Annotated in this window: 11 protein-coding genes; 1 reads left to right on the top strand and 10 read right to left on the bottom strand. The window is 74.8% G+C overall.

Going from position 1 to position 17,256, the window contains the following annotated elements; all coding sequences use genetic code 11:
• Window positions 1-6 precede the first annotated feature (6 nt).
• The 3 genes from ruvX to RHODO2019_RS06845 are packed head-to-tail and all read right to left on the bottom strand — an operon-like array spanning window position 7 to window position 3,456.
• A complete protein-coding gene (gene ruvX / locus RHODO2019_RS06855) occupies window positions 7-549 on the bottom strand; it encodes a Holliday junction resolvase RuvX (protein WP_265384231.1) in 543 nt (180 codons plus the stop codon).
• Window positions 546-3,209 (bottom strand): alanine--tRNA ligase, encoded by a 2,664-nt coding sequence (gene alaS, locus RHODO2019_RS06850; RefSeq protein WP_265384230.1) that lies wholly within the window; start codon window positions 3,207-3,209, stop codon window positions 546-548. The genes ruvX and alaS overlap by 4 nt, the downstream gene beginning before the upstream one ends.
• Window positions 3,210-3,261: 52 nt before the next feature.
• Window positions 3,262-3,456 (bottom strand): hypothetical protein, encoded by a 195-nt coding sequence (locus RHODO2019_RS06845; RefSeq protein ID WP_265384229.1) that lies wholly within the window; start codon window positions 3,454-3,456, stop codon window positions 3,262-3,264.
• Between the two features lie 280 nt (window positions 3,457-3,736).
• Here RHODO2019_RS06845 and RHODO2019_RS06840 point away from each other — a divergent pair, with 280 nt between their 5' ends.
• Window positions 3,737-5,008: a M18 family aminopeptidase gene (locus RHODO2019_RS06840; protein WP_265384228.1), complete on the top strand. Its 1,272-nt coding sequence runs from the start codon at window positions 3,737-3,739 to the stop codon at window positions 5,006-5,008.
• Window positions 5,009-5,114: 106 nt separating this feature from the next.
• Here the strand turns inward: RHODO2019_RS06840 and RHODO2019_RS06835 are convergent, their stop codons facing one another.
• From RHODO2019_RS06835 to RHODO2019_RS06805, 7 genes are all read right to left on the bottom strand, one after another.
• Window positions 5,115-6,755 (bottom strand): CocE/NonD family hydrolase, encoded by a 1,641-nt coding sequence (locus RHODO2019_RS06835; protein WP_265384227.1) that lies wholly within the window; start codon window positions 6,753-6,755, stop codon window positions 5,115-5,117.
• Between the two features lie 64 nt (window positions 6,756-6,819).
• Complete coding sequence (locus RHODO2019_RS06830; protein WP_265384659.1) at window positions 6,820-8,136, bottom strand: replication-associated recombination protein A; 1,317 nt, start codon at window positions 8,134-8,136, stop codon at window positions 6,820-6,822.
• Between the two features lie 22 nt (window positions 8,137-8,158).
• The gene (locus RHODO2019_RS06825; RefSeq protein ID WP_265384226.1) at window positions 8,159-9,295 is read right to left on the bottom strand and encodes a kinase; all 1,137 of its coding nucleotides are present in this window, start codon (window positions 9,293-9,295) and stop codon (window positions 8,159-8,161) included.
• A 31-nt stretch (window positions 9,296-9,326) separates the two neighbouring features.
• Complete coding sequence (locus RHODO2019_RS06820; protein WP_265384225.1) at window positions 9,327-10,358, bottom strand: zinc-binding metallopeptidase family protein; 1,032 nt, start codon at window positions 10,356-10,358, stop codon at window positions 9,327-9,329.
• A gap of 96 nt (window positions 10,359-10,454) precedes the next feature.
• Window positions 10,455-11,381, bottom strand: coding sequence for a transglutaminase family protein (locus RHODO2019_RS06815; protein ID WP_435532204.1), 927 nt, complete (start codon window positions 11,379-11,381; stop codon window positions 10,455-10,457).
• 92 nt (window positions 11,382-11,473) lie between these two features.
• Entirely contained in the window at window positions 11,474-13,981 is a 2,508-nt protein-coding gene (locus RHODO2019_RS06810) for a circularly permuted type 2 ATP-grasp protein (protein ID WP_265384223.1), read from the bottom strand.
• Window positions 13,978-17,253 (bottom strand): transglutaminase family protein, encoded by a 3,276-nt coding sequence (locus tag RHODO2019_RS06805; protein ID WP_265384222.1) that lies wholly within the window; start codon window positions 17,251-17,253, stop codon window positions 13,978-13,980. The genes RHODO2019_RS06810 and RHODO2019_RS06805 overlap by 4 nt, the downstream gene beginning before the upstream one ends.
• Window positions 17,254-17,256: the final 3 nt, after the last annotated feature.

The following is a 17,256-nucleotide window of genomic DNA, read 5'->3' as shown; positions in this document are numbered from 1 at the left end:
CGTCGTTCACGCGCGCTCCTCCGTCGTGGACCCCGTCTGGTGTGCCGGTGCGCGGCGGGTCTGCTCCTGGGCGTACCGGGTGCGGGCCTCGAGCCAGGACTGCAGGATGGTCACGGCCGCAGCCTGGTCGACCACGGCGCGCTGCCTGCGTCCGCGCACCCCCCGGTCGGACAGCGTCCTGGCGGCCGTGACCGTCGTCAAGCGCTCGTCGGCGAGCCGCACCGGCACGCCGTCGAGGTGGTCGCGGAGGAACCGGGCGTAGGTGGTGGCGAGCTGGGCGGCCTTCCCGTGCTCGGCACGCAGCGTCTGGGGCAGCCCCACGACCACCTCGACCACCTCGTGCTCGGCGGCCAGGGCCAGCACCCGGCGCACGTCGGGCTGGTCGGCACCGCTGCTGCCGGCCACCCGCGGCACCGTCTCCACCGGGGTGGCGAGGATGCCGTCGGGATCGCTGAGCGCCACCCCCACGCGGACGCTGCCCACGTCGACGCCGAGGCGGCGGCCGCGGCCGGGGTCGTCGGGTCCCGGCCGGTCCGGGGCGCGGCTCACGCCCGCTGTCCGACGTGCGCCCGCAGCGCCGCCAGTGCCGCCGGGATGCCGTCGGGCTCGGTGCCGCCTCCCTGGGCCATGTCCGGCTTGCCGCCACCACGCCCACCGATGGACGGTCCGAACACCGCCACCAGGTCGCCCGCGCGCAGGCCCGCCTCCCGAGCGGCGGCCGTCGTCGCCACGACGAAGCTGACCTTGCCGTCGGACACCGCGAGCAGCAGCACCACGCCGGGCTGCTGGCCGAGCTTCCCGCGGACCTCCGTGGCCAGCGTCCGCAGGTCCCCCCCGGTGACGCCGGCCGGCGCGGTCGTGGCGACGAGCAGCAGGTCACCGACCTTCTCGGCGCCGGCGGCCAGGGTTCCCGCCGAGGCCACGGCGGCCGCGGCCCGGGTCTGCTCCAGCTCGCGCTCGGCCTCCTTGAGCCGCTCGAGCAGGGCCTCCACACGGGCCGGCACCTCGTCGTCGGGCACCTTCAGCGTCGCCGCCAGGCCCTGGACCAGCGCGCGCTCCCTGGCCAGGTAGCGGTAGGCGTCGAGACCGACGTAGGCCTCGACGCGGCGCACCCCGGAACCCACCGAGGACTCCCCCAGCAGCGTCACCGGACCGACCTGCGAGGAGTGCTGCACGTGCGTGCCTCCGCACAGCTCCACCGAGAACGGGCCGCCGATCTCCACCACGCGGACGTCGGTGTCGTAGGTCTCCCCGAACAGGGCGAGCGCGCCCATCTGCTGCGCACCGGCCATGTCGGTGTGCACCACACGGACGGGCAGGTCGTCGCGCACGGCGCGGTTGGTGACCTCCTCGACCTCGCTGCGGGTGGCGGCGGAGAGCCCCCCCTGCCACGCGAAGTCCAGCCGCAGGTAGCCGGGCTTGTTGTACGACCCGGACTGCAGCGCGGTGGGGCCGAGCACGTGCCGCAGCGCCGCGTGCACCAGGTGCGTGCCGGAGTGACCCTGGCGCGCGCCGGCCCGCCACTGCGGGTCGACCCGGCTGACCACCGCGGCACCTTCGGCGAGCTCACCGGCGACCACCCGCACCCGGTGCACCCAGATCCGCTTGGCCACCTTCTGCACGTCGAGCACCTCGAGGTCGACGCCGTCCCCGGTGATCCGGCCGGCGTCGCTGTCCTGCCCGCCCGACTCGGCGTACAGCGAGGTGCGGTCCAGCACCACCTCGACGACGTCACCCTCGGACGCCCGGCGGGTCCGCACTCCGTCGGCGAGGACGCCCAGCACCCGCCCCTCGGTCTCGAGCTCGGTGTACCCGGTGAACTCGGTGGGTCCGGCGGCCAGGAGCTCGGTGTAGGCGGAGAGGTCGCCGTGCGCGGTCTTGTTCTTCTGGGCGTCGGCCTTGGCCCTGGCCCGCTGCTCGGACATCAGCGCACAGAAGCCGGGCTCGTCGACGGTGAGCCCGGCCTCGGCTGCCATCTCCAGCGTGAGGTCGATGGGGAAGCCGTAGGTGTCGTGCAGCGCGAACGCGCGGTCCCCGGCGATGACCGACGCCCCCGCGGCGCGCACCTGCTCCGCGGCGGTGTCGAACAGGGTGGAGCCGGCCTCCAGGGTGCGCAGGAACGCCGTCTCCTCCCCCACCGCGATCCGCTCGATGCGGGCGAACTCGCTGGTCAGCTCCGGGTAGGAGGTGCTCATGGTGTCGCGGACGACAGCGACCAGCTCGGCCATGGACGGCGCGGTGATGCCGAGCAGCCGGGCCGAGCGCACGATGCGGCGCAGCAGCCGGCGCAGCACGTAGCCACGGCCGTCGTTGCCCGGGGTCACCCCGTCCGCGATGAGCAGCACGCCGGTGCGGGCGTGGTCGGCGATGACCCGGAAGCGGACGTCGTCGGTGCTGTCGCGCCCGTAGGCGCGCCCCGAGAGCCGCTCGGCCAGGGTGATGACGGGCCGGACGAGATCGGTCTCGTAGACGTTGTCCACGCCCTGCAGCAGGAACGCGACCCGCTCGACGCCCATCCCGGTGTCGATGTTCTGCCGCGGCAGCGGGCCGAGGATCTCGAAGTCGTCCTTGGACGTTCCTGCCCCGCGCTCGTTCTGCATGAACACGAGGTTCCAGATCTCGATGTAGCGGTCCTCGTCCGCCTCCGGACCACCCTCGACGCCGTGCTCCGGACCGCGGTCGTAGTAGATCTCCGAGCACGGGCCGCACGGGCCGGGGATCCCCATCGACCAGTAGTTGTCGGCCATCCCGCGACGCTGGATGCGCTCGGGCGGCAGGCCTGCGACGTCCTGCCACAGCCGGTGGGCCTCGTCGTCGTCGGTGTAGACCGTGGCCCACAGCCGCTGCGGGTCGAACCCGTAGCCACCCTCGTCCACCGGGTCGGTCAGCAGGCTCCAGGCGTGCCCGATCGCCTCGCGCTTGAAGTAGTCGCCGAAGCTGAAGTTGCCCGCCATCTGGAAGAAGGTGTTGTGCCGGGTGGTGATCCCGACGTTCTCGATGTCACCGGTGCGGACGCACTTCTGGACGCTGGCGGCGCGGGCCCAGGGCGCCGGCACCTGCCCGAGGAAGTAGGGGACGAACTGCACCATGCCCGCGTTGACGAACAGCAGGTTCGGGTCGTCCAGGATCAGCGAGGCGCTGGGCACGGGGGTGTGCCCGGCCGCGGTGAAGTGGTCGAGGAAGCGCTGTCGGATCTCGTGGGTCTGCACGGGTGTCGTCCTCTACGGGATTCGGGGCGCGGACGCGCGGGGAGGGCGGGGCTCAGCGGTCGGCGGGGCCGGCGTTCTCGCCCGGCGGGACCCAGACGTGGCGCCCGGCGGGAGCGGCCACGGGCTTGGGGAGCGCGACCCGCTCGACGACCGGAGCCACGGCGGGGACGACCGTGCGCCGGGCCAGCAGCGTGGCGGCCCCTGCGCCGAGGACGAGGCCCACCAGCAACCAGACGAGGCGGCTCACGAGGCGGGTCCGTCGAGCTCGGCGGCCACGGGGCGGGGGCCCCGGGCGGTCCGGCACTGCAGCACGTGTCGTCCTCGTTCCAGCTCGGTGGGTGCCACGCCGACCTGGTGGCCGACGTTGGTCCTTCCTCACGATACTGGGCGCCGCCGGAGTGCGTGCCGACCCACCGTCGCCGATCGGTGGCGGACCGCGCGCGGACCTGCGACACCGGTGCAGCCGCCGGCGCCGGGGTCCGGGTCGGCGGCCTGGCCCGGGGGTGGCGGTCCGTAGGGTGCCGGGCATGGTTGACCAGTCTCTCGGCGACGACCTCCGGGTGTTCTCCGACGCCTCCCCGTCCCCCTCGCACGCCGTGGCGGAGATGGTGCGACGGCTGCGCGCACAGGGGTTCACCCCGCTGGCGGAGGCCGACCGCTGGGAGCTGACCCCCGGGGACGCGCGCTACGTGGTGCGGGCCGGCGGCAGCGTCGTGGCCTTCCGGGTGGGCACGGCCGCGCCGTCGGAGGCCGGCCTGCGCATCGTGGGAGCGCACACCGACTCCCCGACCTTCAAGGTCCGCCCGCACCACGACGTCCACCAGGGCGGCTACCGGCTGGTCGGCGTGGAGACCTACGGCGGCCTGCTCGCCCACACCTGGCTCGACCGGGAGCTCACCGTCGCCGGGCGGGTGTCGCTGCGCGGCGGCGAGGTGCGCCTGGTGACGCTGCCCGGGTCCCCGCTGCGCTTCCCGTCACTGGCGATCCACCTCGACCGCAGCGTGCGCGAGGGGCTGACCTTGGACACCCAGCGCCACCTCGTGCCCGTGTGGGGCAGCGACCTCGGCACCGAGCCGGGCCTGCTCGAGGCGCTGGCCGCCGAGCTGGGGGTGGCGGTGGACGAGGTCACCGGCCACGACCTGGTGCTCGCCGACACCCAGCCCGCCGCCCGCACCGGGGCCGACGGCAGCTGGATCGCCGCACCCCGGCTGGACAACCAGACCAGCTGCCACTCCGCCACGCTCGCGCTGCTGGCGGCACCCGCGGCCGCGCACACCCAGGTGGTGGTGGCCAACGACCACGAGGAGGTGGGCAGCGGGTCCTCCGAGGGTGCCCGCGGGTCGTTCCTGGAGGATGTGCTGGACCGGGTCGTCGCGGCCACCGGGGACGCCGACCCCCAGGCCCGTGCCCGGGCTCTCGCCCGCTCGCGGCTGGTCTCCGCCGACGCCGCGCACGCGGTGCACCCCACCCGCTCCGAGCGCCACGAGCCGGCGCACACCCCCGCGCTGGGCGGCGGACCGGTGGTGAAGGTGAACGCCAACCAGGCCTATGCGACCGATGCCCGCAGTGGTGGCTGGTTCGCCGAGCGGTGCGCGGAGGTGGGAGTCCCGGTGCAGCACTTCGTGTCCCGCAACGACCTGCCGTGCGGCTCCACCATCGGCCCGCTGACCGCGACCCGGCTGGGCATCTCCACGGTCGACGTCGGCGCACCGCTGCTCGGCATGCACTCCTGCCGCGAGCTGGTCTCCGCCCTGGACGTGCCGATGATGGTGCGGGCCTTGACCTCCTGCCTCAGCTAGGGGCGCCGCACAGAACCCTCGACCGCACCCTCGCCGTCGAGGTCGTCCCCCACCTGGATGTCGACGAGGGATCGCTCACCGTGTGGGGGTAACGGCCTCGGGTCCTTCACGCACAGGTGCGCAGCACCACCCGCGCACCGTGGTCGACGTGGTGCACCGCCGTCGTCAGGTCCGCCGGCGTGGCCAGCTCGGGCAGCACGCGGGTGCCGGGGTTGGGGGCGAAGCGAGGGAAGCTGGACCCGGCGAGCTCCAGGCGCAGCCGGTGGCCCGCAGCGAGCGTGTGCGCGGTGTCGGCCAGGCGCACCACCAGCGGCGTCGCCTCCCCCGGCACGAGCCAGTGCCGGGTCCCGCCGAGGCGGTAGCGGGTGCGCAGCACCCCGTCGGTCACCGGTTCGGCGTACCCGTCGGGGTGCACGTCCACCAGGAACACCACCACGTCGGCGTCCGCAGCCGTGGTCGTGAGCACCAGCTCCAGGCTCACCTCGCCGGCCAGTCGCAGGGGTGCGACCAGGGGCGGGCCGGTCCAGGTCAGCACGTCCGGCCGACGCGCCACCTCGGCGTGGTCGACGATCCCGGACGGACCCAGGGCGAGGTGGCAGCAGCTGCCCCCGACCGTCGGCACCGGGTCCCGTGGGTCGTGCACGAGCTCGTCGACCCCCGCGCCGGGCTCCGCGACTCGCAACGCACCGTCGGGGCCCGTGAACCACGTGCTGGTGGTCGTGCCCTCCGGCGGCCACGACGACGACGCGCGCCAGGTGTCGTCGCCGGTGGAGTAGTAGCGCACCACCGGGTCGTCGTCGGGGACGCCGTCGCGCAGGTGCTGGTCGAGGAAGGCCAGCAGGGTCGGGGTGTGCGCGGCCGGTCCACCCGGGGCAGGACCCGTCAGGTCGCGCTCCCCCGTCGGCCCCGCGTAGGCCGAGTGGTGCGTCCACGGCCCCGCGACCAGGCGGTGCGGACCGCTCGGTTCCTGGAGCGCCCGGAACAAGGTCAGCATCGACGGCGCCATCCAGTCCCGCAGGCCCACCACCTGCAGCAGCGGCACCCCGACCTGCTCGGCCGTCACCGCGACCGACCGCCACAGCGGGTCACCCGCCTCGTGGTGCACCTGTGCACGCAGAGCCGGGCTCAGCGCCAGGGCGGGGTGGTCGAGCAGCGGCACCGAGCGGACGACCGACCACGGCTCCGCGTCCACCGCGTCCAGCAGTGCGGTCCGGGTCCCGACGTCGACCCCCTCGCGCCGCACGGTGTCGCGGGCGTTGGCGAGGTTCCACCCGGTGAGGAACCCGAGCTCGAGCGCGCCCCCGGTGCGCAGCAGGCCGTTGTCGGGATCGCTCCCGGCCACCCACACCGCGGCGGCGGCCAGGTGGGGTGGCGCGGCGGCCAGCACCTGGTAGGTGGCGATGCCCATGTAGGACGAGCCGTAGACCGCCACGCGGCCGCTGCTCCAGGGCTGGGCGGCCGCCCACTCCACGGTGTCGTAGCCGTCGGCGGCCTCGTGGACGAACGGCTCCCACTCCCCCTCGCTCGCGAATCGCCCCCGGACGTCCTGCACGAGAACGGCATAGCCCGCGGCCGCCAGGACGGCGGGGTCGGCCACGAGGTGCACCACCATGGCCGTCGTGCGGGTGCCGTAGGCGGTGCGGTGCACGAGGGTGGGGTGCGGGCCCCGGCCCGGCGGCAGGTAGAGGTCGGCGTGCAGCACCGCGCCGTCGCGCATCGGCACGCTGACCTCGACGACACCGTCCACGCCGTCAACATACGACGCCCCGGGCGCGGACTGTGCAGGAAACCTCGCGCTCAGGGTCCAGAAATCACGCACGGGTGCGGGAGCGGAGTCTCTCCAGCCGCTCCCGCACCGTCCGCTCGTGCCCGTGCGGGGTGGGGTCGTAGTAGTTGACGCCGACGAGCTCGGCGGGGGCGTACTGCTGGGCGAGGACGCCGTCGGGATGGTCGTGCGGGTACCGGTAGCCCTGGGCGTTGCCGAGTGCAGCGGCGCCGGCGTAGTGACCGTCTCGCAGGTGGGGCGGCACGGGACCGGCCTTCCCCGCGGCCACGTCGGCCAGCGCAGCGCCGAGAGCGGCCACCACCCCGGGAGACTTGGGTGCGGTGGCCAGGTGGATGGTGGCCTGGGCCAGGGCGAGGCGCGCCTCGGGCATGCCGATGAGCGCCACGGCCTGGGCGGCGGCCGACGCCGTCAGCAGCGCGGTGGGGTCGGCCATCCCGATGTCCTCGCTGGCGTGCACCACGAGCCGGCGGGCGATGAACCGCGGGTCCTCCCCGGCAGTGATCATGCGGGCCAGGTAGTGCAGCGCGGCGTCCACGTCCGAGCCCCGGATGGACTTGATGAAGGCGCTGACGACGTCGTAGTGCTGGTCCCCGTCGCGGTCGTAGCGCACCGAGGCGGTGTCCACGGCCTCCTCCACCGTCGCCAGGTCGACCTCTCCGCCCACCGGGACGGCCCCGGCCGCCGCCTCCAGCGCGGTCAGCGCGCGGCGGGCGTCTCCGGAGGCCAGCCGGACCAGGTGCTCGAGCGCGTCGTCAGCCAGGGTCACCGCACCGTCGAGCCCGCGCGGGTCGGCCACGGCGCGCCGGACCAGGGCCCGGACGTCGTCGGCCCCCAGCGGCTTGAGCTGGAGCACCAGCGAGCGGGACAGCAGCGGGGAGACCACCGAGAACGACGGGTTCTCCGTGGTGGCCCCCACGAGCAGCACGATCCGGTCCTCCACGGCGCCCAGCAGCGCATCCTGCTGGGTCTTGGAGAACCGGTGCACCTCGTCGATGAACAGCACGGTCTGCTCACCGGCCAGCAGCCGCCGCCGGGCCAGGTCGATGACGGCGCGGACCTCCTTGACCCCCGCGCTCAGCGCGCTGAGCGCCTCGAACCGCCGCCCGGTGGCCTGGGAGACGAGCGTGGCCAAGGTGGTCTTGCCCGTGCCGGGCGGGCCGTGGAGCAGCACGGACGCAGGTGCCGACCCCTCGATCAGACGGCGCAGCGGGGCGCCGGGGCCCAGCAGGTGGTCCTGGCCGAGCACCTCCGAGAGGGCCGTGGGGCGCATCCGCACCGCGAGCGGCGAGTCGGGCCGGACCCTGGCCCGAGCGGGACCGACGGGATCGTCGTCGCCGAACAGCCCGTCCTCCACCGCCAGGACGCTACCGCGACAGCGCTGCGGCCACGGTCCGTGCGTGCTCCGCGGTGGCGAGCTCGCCGGCGCGCTCCGCGGACTCGGCCAACCGCGTCCAGCACACGGCCAGGGAGTCGGCTGGTCGCAGGGCCAGCGGGTGCTCGCTGCTGGGGTCGGCGCGGGTGGCGTGCCCGGGCAGGAACCACCGCGTGCTCACCCACGTCCAGAGCAGCTGCGCGTCGAGCAGCCCGGTCCGCAGCAGCGCGTCGTCGGCCAGCTGCGGCCACACCCCGACGACCTCGCCCCGCCACGCCTGCACCAGGTGTTCTGCCTGGTCCGTGCTCAGCTGCGGGCTGCACCAGCAGCCGGGGAAGGGCACCAGGGCGTAGACGGCGTCGAGGAACACGTCCCGGAAGCCACCCCACTCGAAGTCCAGGAACTGCACCCCGTCCGCGGTGAGCATCGCGTTGTCCGGGCAGAGGTCGGACGGGCTGAAGGCGCGCAGCGCGCTGCGCCCGAGCAAGCGGTCGGTCGCGGCGGCCCGCTGCACCACCTCGTGGGGGGTGTCCACGCCGAGCGCGGACTCCAGCGCCGCAGGGAGCTCGGCGAGGGCAGCGGTGGCCGGGCCCTCCAGGGGATCGGTCCACCGTGCGCGACCGGCGTGGCGCAGCAGGGCCGCGAAGTCGCCCTCGCGGAACGCGGTGGCAGCGTGCATCCGGCCCAGCGCCTGCGCCCAGGCGACCAGCCCGCGCTGCGCGAGCACCGGATCCGGGTCGGCGAGCACGTCGGCGAGGGTGGGGGCACCCCCGAGGTCGGCGAGCACCAGGACCCGGTCGGCCACGTCGTGGGCCACGAGCGTGGCCCCGGGACGGTGCTCCAGGGGCAGGGAGTTCGCGAACTGGTACGAGACGGTCTCCCGGAGGAACGCCTCGTCGGCGTCCCGACCACCTTGGCCGGTGAGCACCTTCTTCACCACCATCGTGCGCGGCAGCGAGAACGGGTTCTCCCTCGGCCGCACCCGCAGCACGACGGTGCGGTCGCTGCCACCGAGGTCCTCGGGGTCCACCAGCACCACCTGGGCGCCCGTGCGCCGCGTGAGCAGACGTTCCGCCGAGCGCAGCACCTCTTGCGTGCTGTCGCGAGTGGTCACCGTCTCCAGGCTCATCTCCTCCGATCGTACCCGGCTCGAGTCCGCCTCAGGCCCCCTCCGCGGTCACCAGGTGGTGCACCAGCCGCATCTTCTCCAGCACGGCGTCCGGCAGGACGAACGGGTACAGGTCGACGTGCCCCATGGAGCGGTTGACCATGTTCAGCGACCACGACAGCGGCAGCCAGAGCTCGATGATCTTGTCGAAGCCGACGTCCCCGGCGAGCGGACGGTCCGCCGCCGCACCCGAGGGCGCCATCCCGAAGGCGGCCGCGGTGTCCAGGGTGTCGCGGATGTGCAGGTAGTGCGCGAACGTCTCGGCCCAGTCCTCGGCGGGGTGCATCGTCGCGTAGGAGGAGACGAAGCTCCGCGCCCAGCCGACCGGTGCGCCCTGCGAGTAGTGGCGGTCCAGGGCGGCCTGGTAGTCGGCGTCCGGGTCGCCGAACAGCCGCTCGAACTCCGGGCGGGCGGCGCGCTCCTGCGCCGCAGCCCCGTCCAGGAACAGCGTGGCGTAGTAGTGCCCGGTCTCGTGCCGGAAGTGCCCGAGCAGGGTCCGGTAGGGCTCCGCCATGGACAGCTGCAGCTGGGTGCGGTGCACGTCGTCGCTCTCGGCGAGGTCGAGGGTCACCACGCCGTTGTCGTGCCCGGTGATCACCGGCTCCTCCTCGCTCGAGAGCAGGTCGAAGCACAGCCCACCCTCGGGGTCCTCGGCGCGACCGACGATGGGCAGGCCGAGCTCGACGAGCTCCAGGACCAGCCGTCGCTTGGCCGCCTCCGCGTCCGCGAAGGCGGAGATCCCGCTGGTGTCCGCGTCGGCGGGACGCACCCGGGTCAGGGTGCAGGACGGGCACAGCGACGTCCCGGCGGGTGTGGCCCAGTTGCAGCGCGCGGTGAACAGGTTGGCGCAGCTGGTGAGCACGACCCCGCCCACCTCGGCGGTGCGGGGGTTGGGACCGTCCTCGACCAGCGCCACGAAGTCACGGGTGTCGAGCACGAACCGCAGGGTGGCCCCGCAGTGCAGGCACCGGGAGTTCTCGAAGGCCAGCTGCTGGCCGCACCGGGGACAGCTGAAGTCGCGCACGCGGGTGCTCTCCTCGATCAGGGACCCCACGGCGAGTGCGCCGGGGCGGGAGCACCGTACGGCCCTCCTCCGCCGGGACGCCCAACGAGGGGCGGTTCAGCAGGCCGACTCGACGCCTGTCGGCGTGACGTCGACCGGAGCGACGTCTGTCGGCGTGACGTCGACCGGAGCGACGTCGACCGACACGGTCATGGTCGAGGTCTCGGCGTCGGTGAACACGATGCCGCGCACCGGGGGCACGTCGGCGTAGTCCCGCCCCCACGCCAGCGTGGTGTACCGCTCGTCGGCGAGGTGGTCGTTGGTGGGGTCGAAGTCGAGCCAGTCCCCCGCCCCCCCGCGGGCCGACGGCAGCCAGACCGCCGCCCATGCGTGCGTGGCGTCCGCGCCCACCACGCGGTCACGGCCGGGCGGTGGGTCGGTGGCCAGGTAGCCAGAGACGTAGCGCCCGGCCAGGCCGAGGGAGCGCAGGCACGCCACCGACAGCCGGGCGAAGTCCTGGCACACCCCCTGCCGGGCGTCGAGCACCTCGTCCAGCCCGGTGCGCACCGAGGTGCTGCCCGAGGCGTAGGTGAACTCGGTGTGCACCCGGTGCAGCAGGTCCTGCACGGCCTCACCGATCGGGGTCCCCGGGGCGAAGCTCGGCGCGGCGTAGTCGCGGGCCCGGGCGAGCAGGGCGGGATCGCGCTGGTCGAGGACGAGGTCGAGCACGGGACGGCCGTGCACCCCGACGGGTCGGGCGTCCTCCCAGGCCAGGGCGGTGGCGGCCGGGTCGGGTTCCGGGTGGAGCACGCGCACGAGGGAGGTCCCGGTCACCTCGAGGCGGGTGTGCGGGGTGCTCACGTGGAAGTAGGCCACGTCGTTGCCGTAGACGTCGCGGCCGGTGGAGAGGTCGGCCGCACCGGGATCGACGGTCAGCTCGTGGTGCAGGCACTGCTGACCGGCGAGCTCCCGGGGGCGCAGCCACAGCCGCCCGTAGGAGGACGACACCTCGTCGGAGTACTCGTAGACGGTGCGGTGGGTGATCCGGTGGGTCCGCGCACCCCCTGCGCCCGAAACCCCAGCGCCCGAAACCCCAGCGCCCGAACCCCCCGCGCCCGAACCCCCCGCGTCCGGGCTCACCGCATCCCGCCGTACTCGACGGGCTGCGCCACCGGCGAGCTGACCACCAGGTGCTGGGCGGACACGGCGTCGGCCAGGGCGCGCAGGGACGCCCGCACCCCGTCGAGCACCCCCACGAGCCCCACGCGGGTGCCGTCCTGCGCCACCACGCCGAGCTCGTCGGCGTCCAGCCGGCGCACCGTCACCACGAGCTCCTCGAGGAGGCGCTCGGGCCTGGAGGTGCCGGTGGCTCCGGGCAGGGCCCGGAGGTCGGCGGCGAGCGCCTGCAGCTGGAACACCAGCGACCGCGGGTTGGCGGGGTCCAGCAGCAGCAGCGCCAGCACCCCACCCGGCGCGAGCTCACCGGAGTAGCGCCTGCGGTGGGTGAGCACCGACTCGGTGGCCACCAGGACGGACTCCAGCAGCAGGACCTCCGCGGTGCGCGTGCCGGCCGGGGTCCCGAGGGTGTGCCGCAGCAGGGCGCTGAGCTGTTGGGACCGCTCCAGCCGACGGCCCGCGTCCAGCAGGAACCAGCCGGGGTCGCGCACCATGTTCTCGGCGGCGAGCCCGGACAGCGCCAGCGAGCAGGACAGCAGCACCGCGTGGCACCCGGACAGCTCGGAACCGTCGGCTGCCCTGGTCGCCACGAGCCGGTCCACGGCGTCCTCGGCCGAGGACAGCACCGCCCAGGTGTCGGCGGAGAGCTGGTCCCGCACGGCGCCGGCCACCCCGACCAGCCGGTTCAGCGAGTGCGCCACGGTGCCCTGCCGGGCAGCGTCGGTGGTGAGCTGCTGCAGCACCACCAGCGGTTCGGCGCCGTCGACGGCCACCCCGGACAGCGCGCCCGCCGCCGCCACCAGCACACCGGTGGTCTCCGCCGCCGCAGTACCGCTCGGCCGCACGTCGCCGGCGCGGGCCGTGCCCGCCGCGAGGAGCCGGGTCAGCGCCTCGGTGCGCTCGGCGTAGCGGCCGAGCCAGAACAGGTCGGCGAGCACGCGTGGGGAGGACACCGACCCGAGCGCCGCACGGGGCGACGGGAGCACCTGTGGGCCGGCGACGTGGCTGACGGCCTGATCGGCGGTGGTGGAGAGCACCCACACGTCCTTGGCGGCGGCGGCCGGACGCTCGGTCCACGCCGGGTGCTCGCCCGCGCCGAAGCTGCCGCCGAGACCGCCGGGCATCACGACGTGCCCGGAGGCCTGGCCCACGGAGAACAGCCGGGTCACCACGGGGCGCTGCGCCAGCCCGCCGCGGGTGGCCGAGGGGGCCTGCGAGAGCTCGACCCCCAGCTCGCCGACCCACCGCCAGCCCTCTGCGCCCAGCCGCGCCCGCCACTGCTCCTGCTCCGCGGCGGGCAGGCGACCGGGCACGACCGACGTCCCCGCCCCGATGGGCCGCAGCACCACCGAGCCGAGGTTCGCCAGCACGTGGGACAGGCCCTCCGGGCTCCCGCACCAGGACAGCGGCACTGACGCCAGCACCAGGTCCTCGTCCAGCAGGGCCCGGCACAGCGCGGGCAGCAGGGCCACCAGCGCCGGGTTCTCCAGCACCCCCGCGCCCAGTGGGTTCACCACGCTCACGGTCCCGCGTCGGCAGGCCTCGACGAGCCCCACGACCCCCAGCCGCGAGCTCGAGCGCAGGTCCAGCGGGTCGCAGAACGCGGCGTCCACCCGGCGCAGCACCACGTCGACCTGCTCCAGGCGCCCCAGCGACCGCATCCAGAGCCGCCCCTGGTGCACGGTCAGGTCGGCGCCCTCCACGAGCGGGAGGCCGAGCAGGGCCGCCAGGTAGGCCTGGTCGAAGGCGGTCTCGGAGTGCGAGCCCGGGCTCAGCACCACCACGCGCGGCTGTTCCACCGCCTGGGGGGCCACGGCGTGCAGGGCCGTGCGCAGGGTGTCGGCGAACGCCCCGAGCCGGCGGGGGGCGCTGCGGCGCAGCAGGTCGGGCAGGACGCGGGCGAGCACAGCCCGGTCGGCCAGCGCGTAGCCGATGCCGGAGGGGGCCTGCGTCCGGTCCGCGAGGGCCACGAACCCCCCCTCGGGGCCGCGAGCCACGTCCACGGCGTGCACCACCAGCTGACGCGGACCGGGCAGCGTGATGCCGTGGGCGGCCCGCAGGTAGCCCTCGTGCCCGAGGACCACCTCGGGCGGGACCAGGGCGTGCCGCAACAGGTCCTGCGGGCCGTAGAGGTCGGCGAGGACGGCGTCGAGCAGGGTCGAGCGCTGGGCCACCCCCCGCTCCAGCACGGCCCACTCCTCCGCGTGGAGCACCAGGGGCACCGGGTCCAGCTGCCAGCGCTCGGGGGCGGCGACCTCACCGTCGGCCGGGACCGGCGCGTCCCCGAGCACGGGGCTGTAGGTGACGCCGTCGCTGGCCAGCTGGTGCTCGACGTGCGCGCGGGCCCGGGCGAGACCGGTCTCGCCCAGCCGGGCCAGGTCCTCGACCAGCTCGCCCCAGCCGGGACGGGGCGTGCCGTCGACGGACCGGGCCTCGTCGAAGCCCGGCGTGGTGGTCGCGACGTTCACCGCCGGGTGACCACCGCACGGCGCAGGTCGAGGACGCCGGACGGGGCGGGGTCGGCGGCGATCCGGGCGAGGTGCTCGCGCAGCTCGGCCGTGTCCACCGCGCGGGCTGCCCCGCCGTCGGTGGAGAAGCGCCGGTTGCGGCGGGACTCGGCCTCCACGGAGTTCACCGGGGGGCTCTCGTAGGACCGCCCGCCCGGGTGGCCGACGTGGTAGCTGCAGCCGCCGAGGGAGAGCCCGGCGTCGAGGTCGACGAGGTCGAAGACCAGGGGCGCCTGGACCTCGATGGTGGGGTGCAGCGCGCTCGGCGGCTGCCACGCCCGGAAGCGCACCCCGCCGACCTGGACGCCCGCGGAGCCGCCGTCGAGCAGCGGCACGGGCACGCCGTTGCAGGTGAGCAGGTGCCGTCCCGGGTCCGCGCCGACCACGGTGACCTGCACGCGCTCCACCGAGGAGTCCACGTAGCGGGCCGTGCCGCTGCCGGTGGCCTCCTCGCCGAGCACGTTCCACGGCTCGATGGCCCCGCGGAGCTCGATGCTCACCCCACCCACGTGCACGCTGCCGATGCGGGGGAAGCGGAACTCGGTGAACGGCTCCAGCCACGAGGTGTCGAAATCGGTGCCGTGCCGGCGCAGGTCCGCCGCCACCTCGGCGACGTCGCTGATGAGGAAGTGCGGCAGCAGCCAGCGCCCGTGCAGGTTGAGCCCGTGGCGCACCAGCGGGGCCTGGAAGGGCTCGTCCCAGAACCGGGCGACCAGCGCGCGGACCAGCAGCGCCTGCACCATGGCCATCTGCGGGTGCGGCGGCATCTCGAAGCCCCGCAGCTCGAGCAGGCCGAGACGACCGCGGGTGGAGTCGGGGCTGTACATCTTGTCGATGCAGAACTCGGAGCGGTGGGTGTTGCCGGTGATGTCGGTCAGCAGGTGTCGCAGCGCCCGGTCGACCACCCAGGGCAGCGCGGTGCGGTCCGGGCCCGTCAGCCGGTCGATCTCGGCGAACGCGATCTCCAGCTCGTAGAGGTTCTCCGCGCGACCCTCGTCCACCCGCGGGGCCTGCGAGGTGCTGCCGATGAAGCGTCCGGAGAACAGGTAGCTCAGGCTCGGGTGGCGCTGCCAGTAGGTGAGCAGGCTGACCAGCAGGTCCGGCCGGCGCAGCAGCGGGGAGTCCGACGGGGTGGCCCCGCCGAGGGTGATGTGGTTGCCGCCCCGGGTGCCGCCGTGGCTGCCGTCCACCTCGAAGGTCTCGGTGCCCAGCCGCGTCAGCCGCGCCTGCGCGTAGAGGGTGCGCAGCAGCTCCTCCTGCTCGGCGAAGGAGCTGGTGGGCTGGACGTTGACCTCGATGACGCCGGGGTCGGGGGTGACGGTGAGCGAGGTGAGCCGGGGGTCGCCGGGCGGGGTGTAACCCTCCAGCACGACGGTGACCTCGGACGTCCGGGCCGCACCCTCGAGCCGGGCGATGAGGTCCACGGCGTCGTCGAGGCGGTCCAGCGGCGGCAGGAACACCCGCACGTGCCCGTTGCGCTCCTCCACCACCAGGGCCGTGCGGGGCACCCCGTCGCCCATCGGGACCACCCGAGCCGGGTCGGTCCGCGCCCGGAGCGGGGCCTTGGCGGCCTGGGGGTCGTCCTCCTCGGTGGCCGCCGGCGCGACCCAGCTGAGCCCGTCCAGCGGCAGCCGCAGCCCGGCCGGGGACGTCCCGGCCAGCAGCACCACGCGACCGCGCCGCAGCCGCCAGTCCGCGCTCGCCCAGCCGGAGCCGTCCAGCTCCTGGTGCAGGGGCAGCACGTGGGCGACGGGCTCGGTGACCGCCGCGTCGAGATCGGCCACCGTCACGTCCTCGTCCGGCGCCGGTCCCCGGGGCCTGCGGGCCTCGGTGGCCAGCGCGGCCAGCGGGTCCTCGAAGGCCGGGCGCACCTGGCTCTCGGGCAGGCCGAAGGCGCTCGCGAGGGCGACGGCGAGCCGGCGGGCGTCGCCCTGGTCGTGCGGGCCCGGCGTCTGCTCGTCGACCCACGGGTCGGCCAGCAGGGCGGGGTCGTGCCACAGCGGCTCGCCGTCGGTGCGCCACAGCAAGCCGATCTGCCAGCGCGGCAGCGGCTCCCCGGGGTACCACTTGCCCTGACCCCGGTGCACGAGCACGCCCGAGGTGTCCCCCGTGCCCGCCCCGAGCACCCCGCGCAGCCGCTCGGCCAGCGCGCTGGCCCGCTCCCGCTTGTGCGGCCCGTCCGCCGCGGTGATCCACTCCGGCGACGTGAGGTCGGTGGTCGAGACGAACGTGGGCTCCCCGCCCATGGTCAGCCGGACGTCCCCGGCCCGCAGCCGGGCATCCACCTCGGCCCCGAGCGACTGGACCCGGGCCCACTGCTGCGCGGTGTACGGCAGCGTCACGCGGGGGTCCTCGTGGATGCGGGTGACCACGTTGTGGAAGTCCAGGGTGGCGGTGCACGGGCTGGTGGAGCCGCTGATGGCGGCCGCCGAGGACGGGTGCGGGGTGGCCGAGAGCGGGATGTGGCCCTCCCCGGCGAACAGTCCCGACGTGGCGTCCATGCCGATCCAGCCGGCCCCGGGCACGAACACCTCGGCCCAGGCGTGCAGGTCGGTGAAGTCCTCCGCCGGACCGGAGGGCCCGTCCAGGCTGGGCACGTCGGAGCTGAGCTGCACCAGGTAGCCGGAGACGAACCGTGCGGCCAGGCCCAGCTCGCGCAGCAGCGCCACGAGCAGCCACGCACTGTCCCGGCAGGAGCCGATCGCGGTGTCCAGCGTGTGCTCGGGGGTCTGCACCCCGGCCTCCATGCGGACGGTGTAGCCCACGGCCCGGTTGACGGCGGCGTTGAGCTGGACCAGGAGGTCGATCATGCGGGTGCCGGGGGCGATGGTGAACGCGTCGAGGAACTTGGCGACGAGCATGTCGCTGTCGACAGGGCGCAGGTAGGGCTCGAGGTCGGCCTCCAGCGAGGGCCCGTAGGCGAACGGGTAGCTCTCGGCGTGGTCGGCGATGAAGAAGTCGAAGGGGTTGACGACCTGCATGTCGGCGACGAGGCCGACGGTGATGGACAGCTCGGTGGTGGGCTCGGGGAACACCAGCCGGGCCACCCAGTTGCCGAACGGGTCCTGCTGCCAGTTGATGAAGTGCTCGGCCGGGGTGACGGTGAGCGAGTAGGACTCGATGGTCGAGCGGGTGTGCGGGGCGGGGCGCAGGCGCACCTCGTGGGGGTGCACGGTCACGGGGCGGTCGAAGCTGTAGGCGGTGCGGTGCTCCAGGGCGACCTTGATGCTCACGGG

Source organism: Rhodococcus antarcticus (assembly GCF_026153295.1).
In the GTDB taxonomy this organism is placed as follows: Bacteria; Actinomycetota; Actinomycetes; order Mycobacteriales; family Mycobacteriaceae; genus Rhodococcus_D; species Rhodococcus_D antarcticus.
This window is presented reverse-complemented; position numbering and strand designations above follow the sequence as displayed.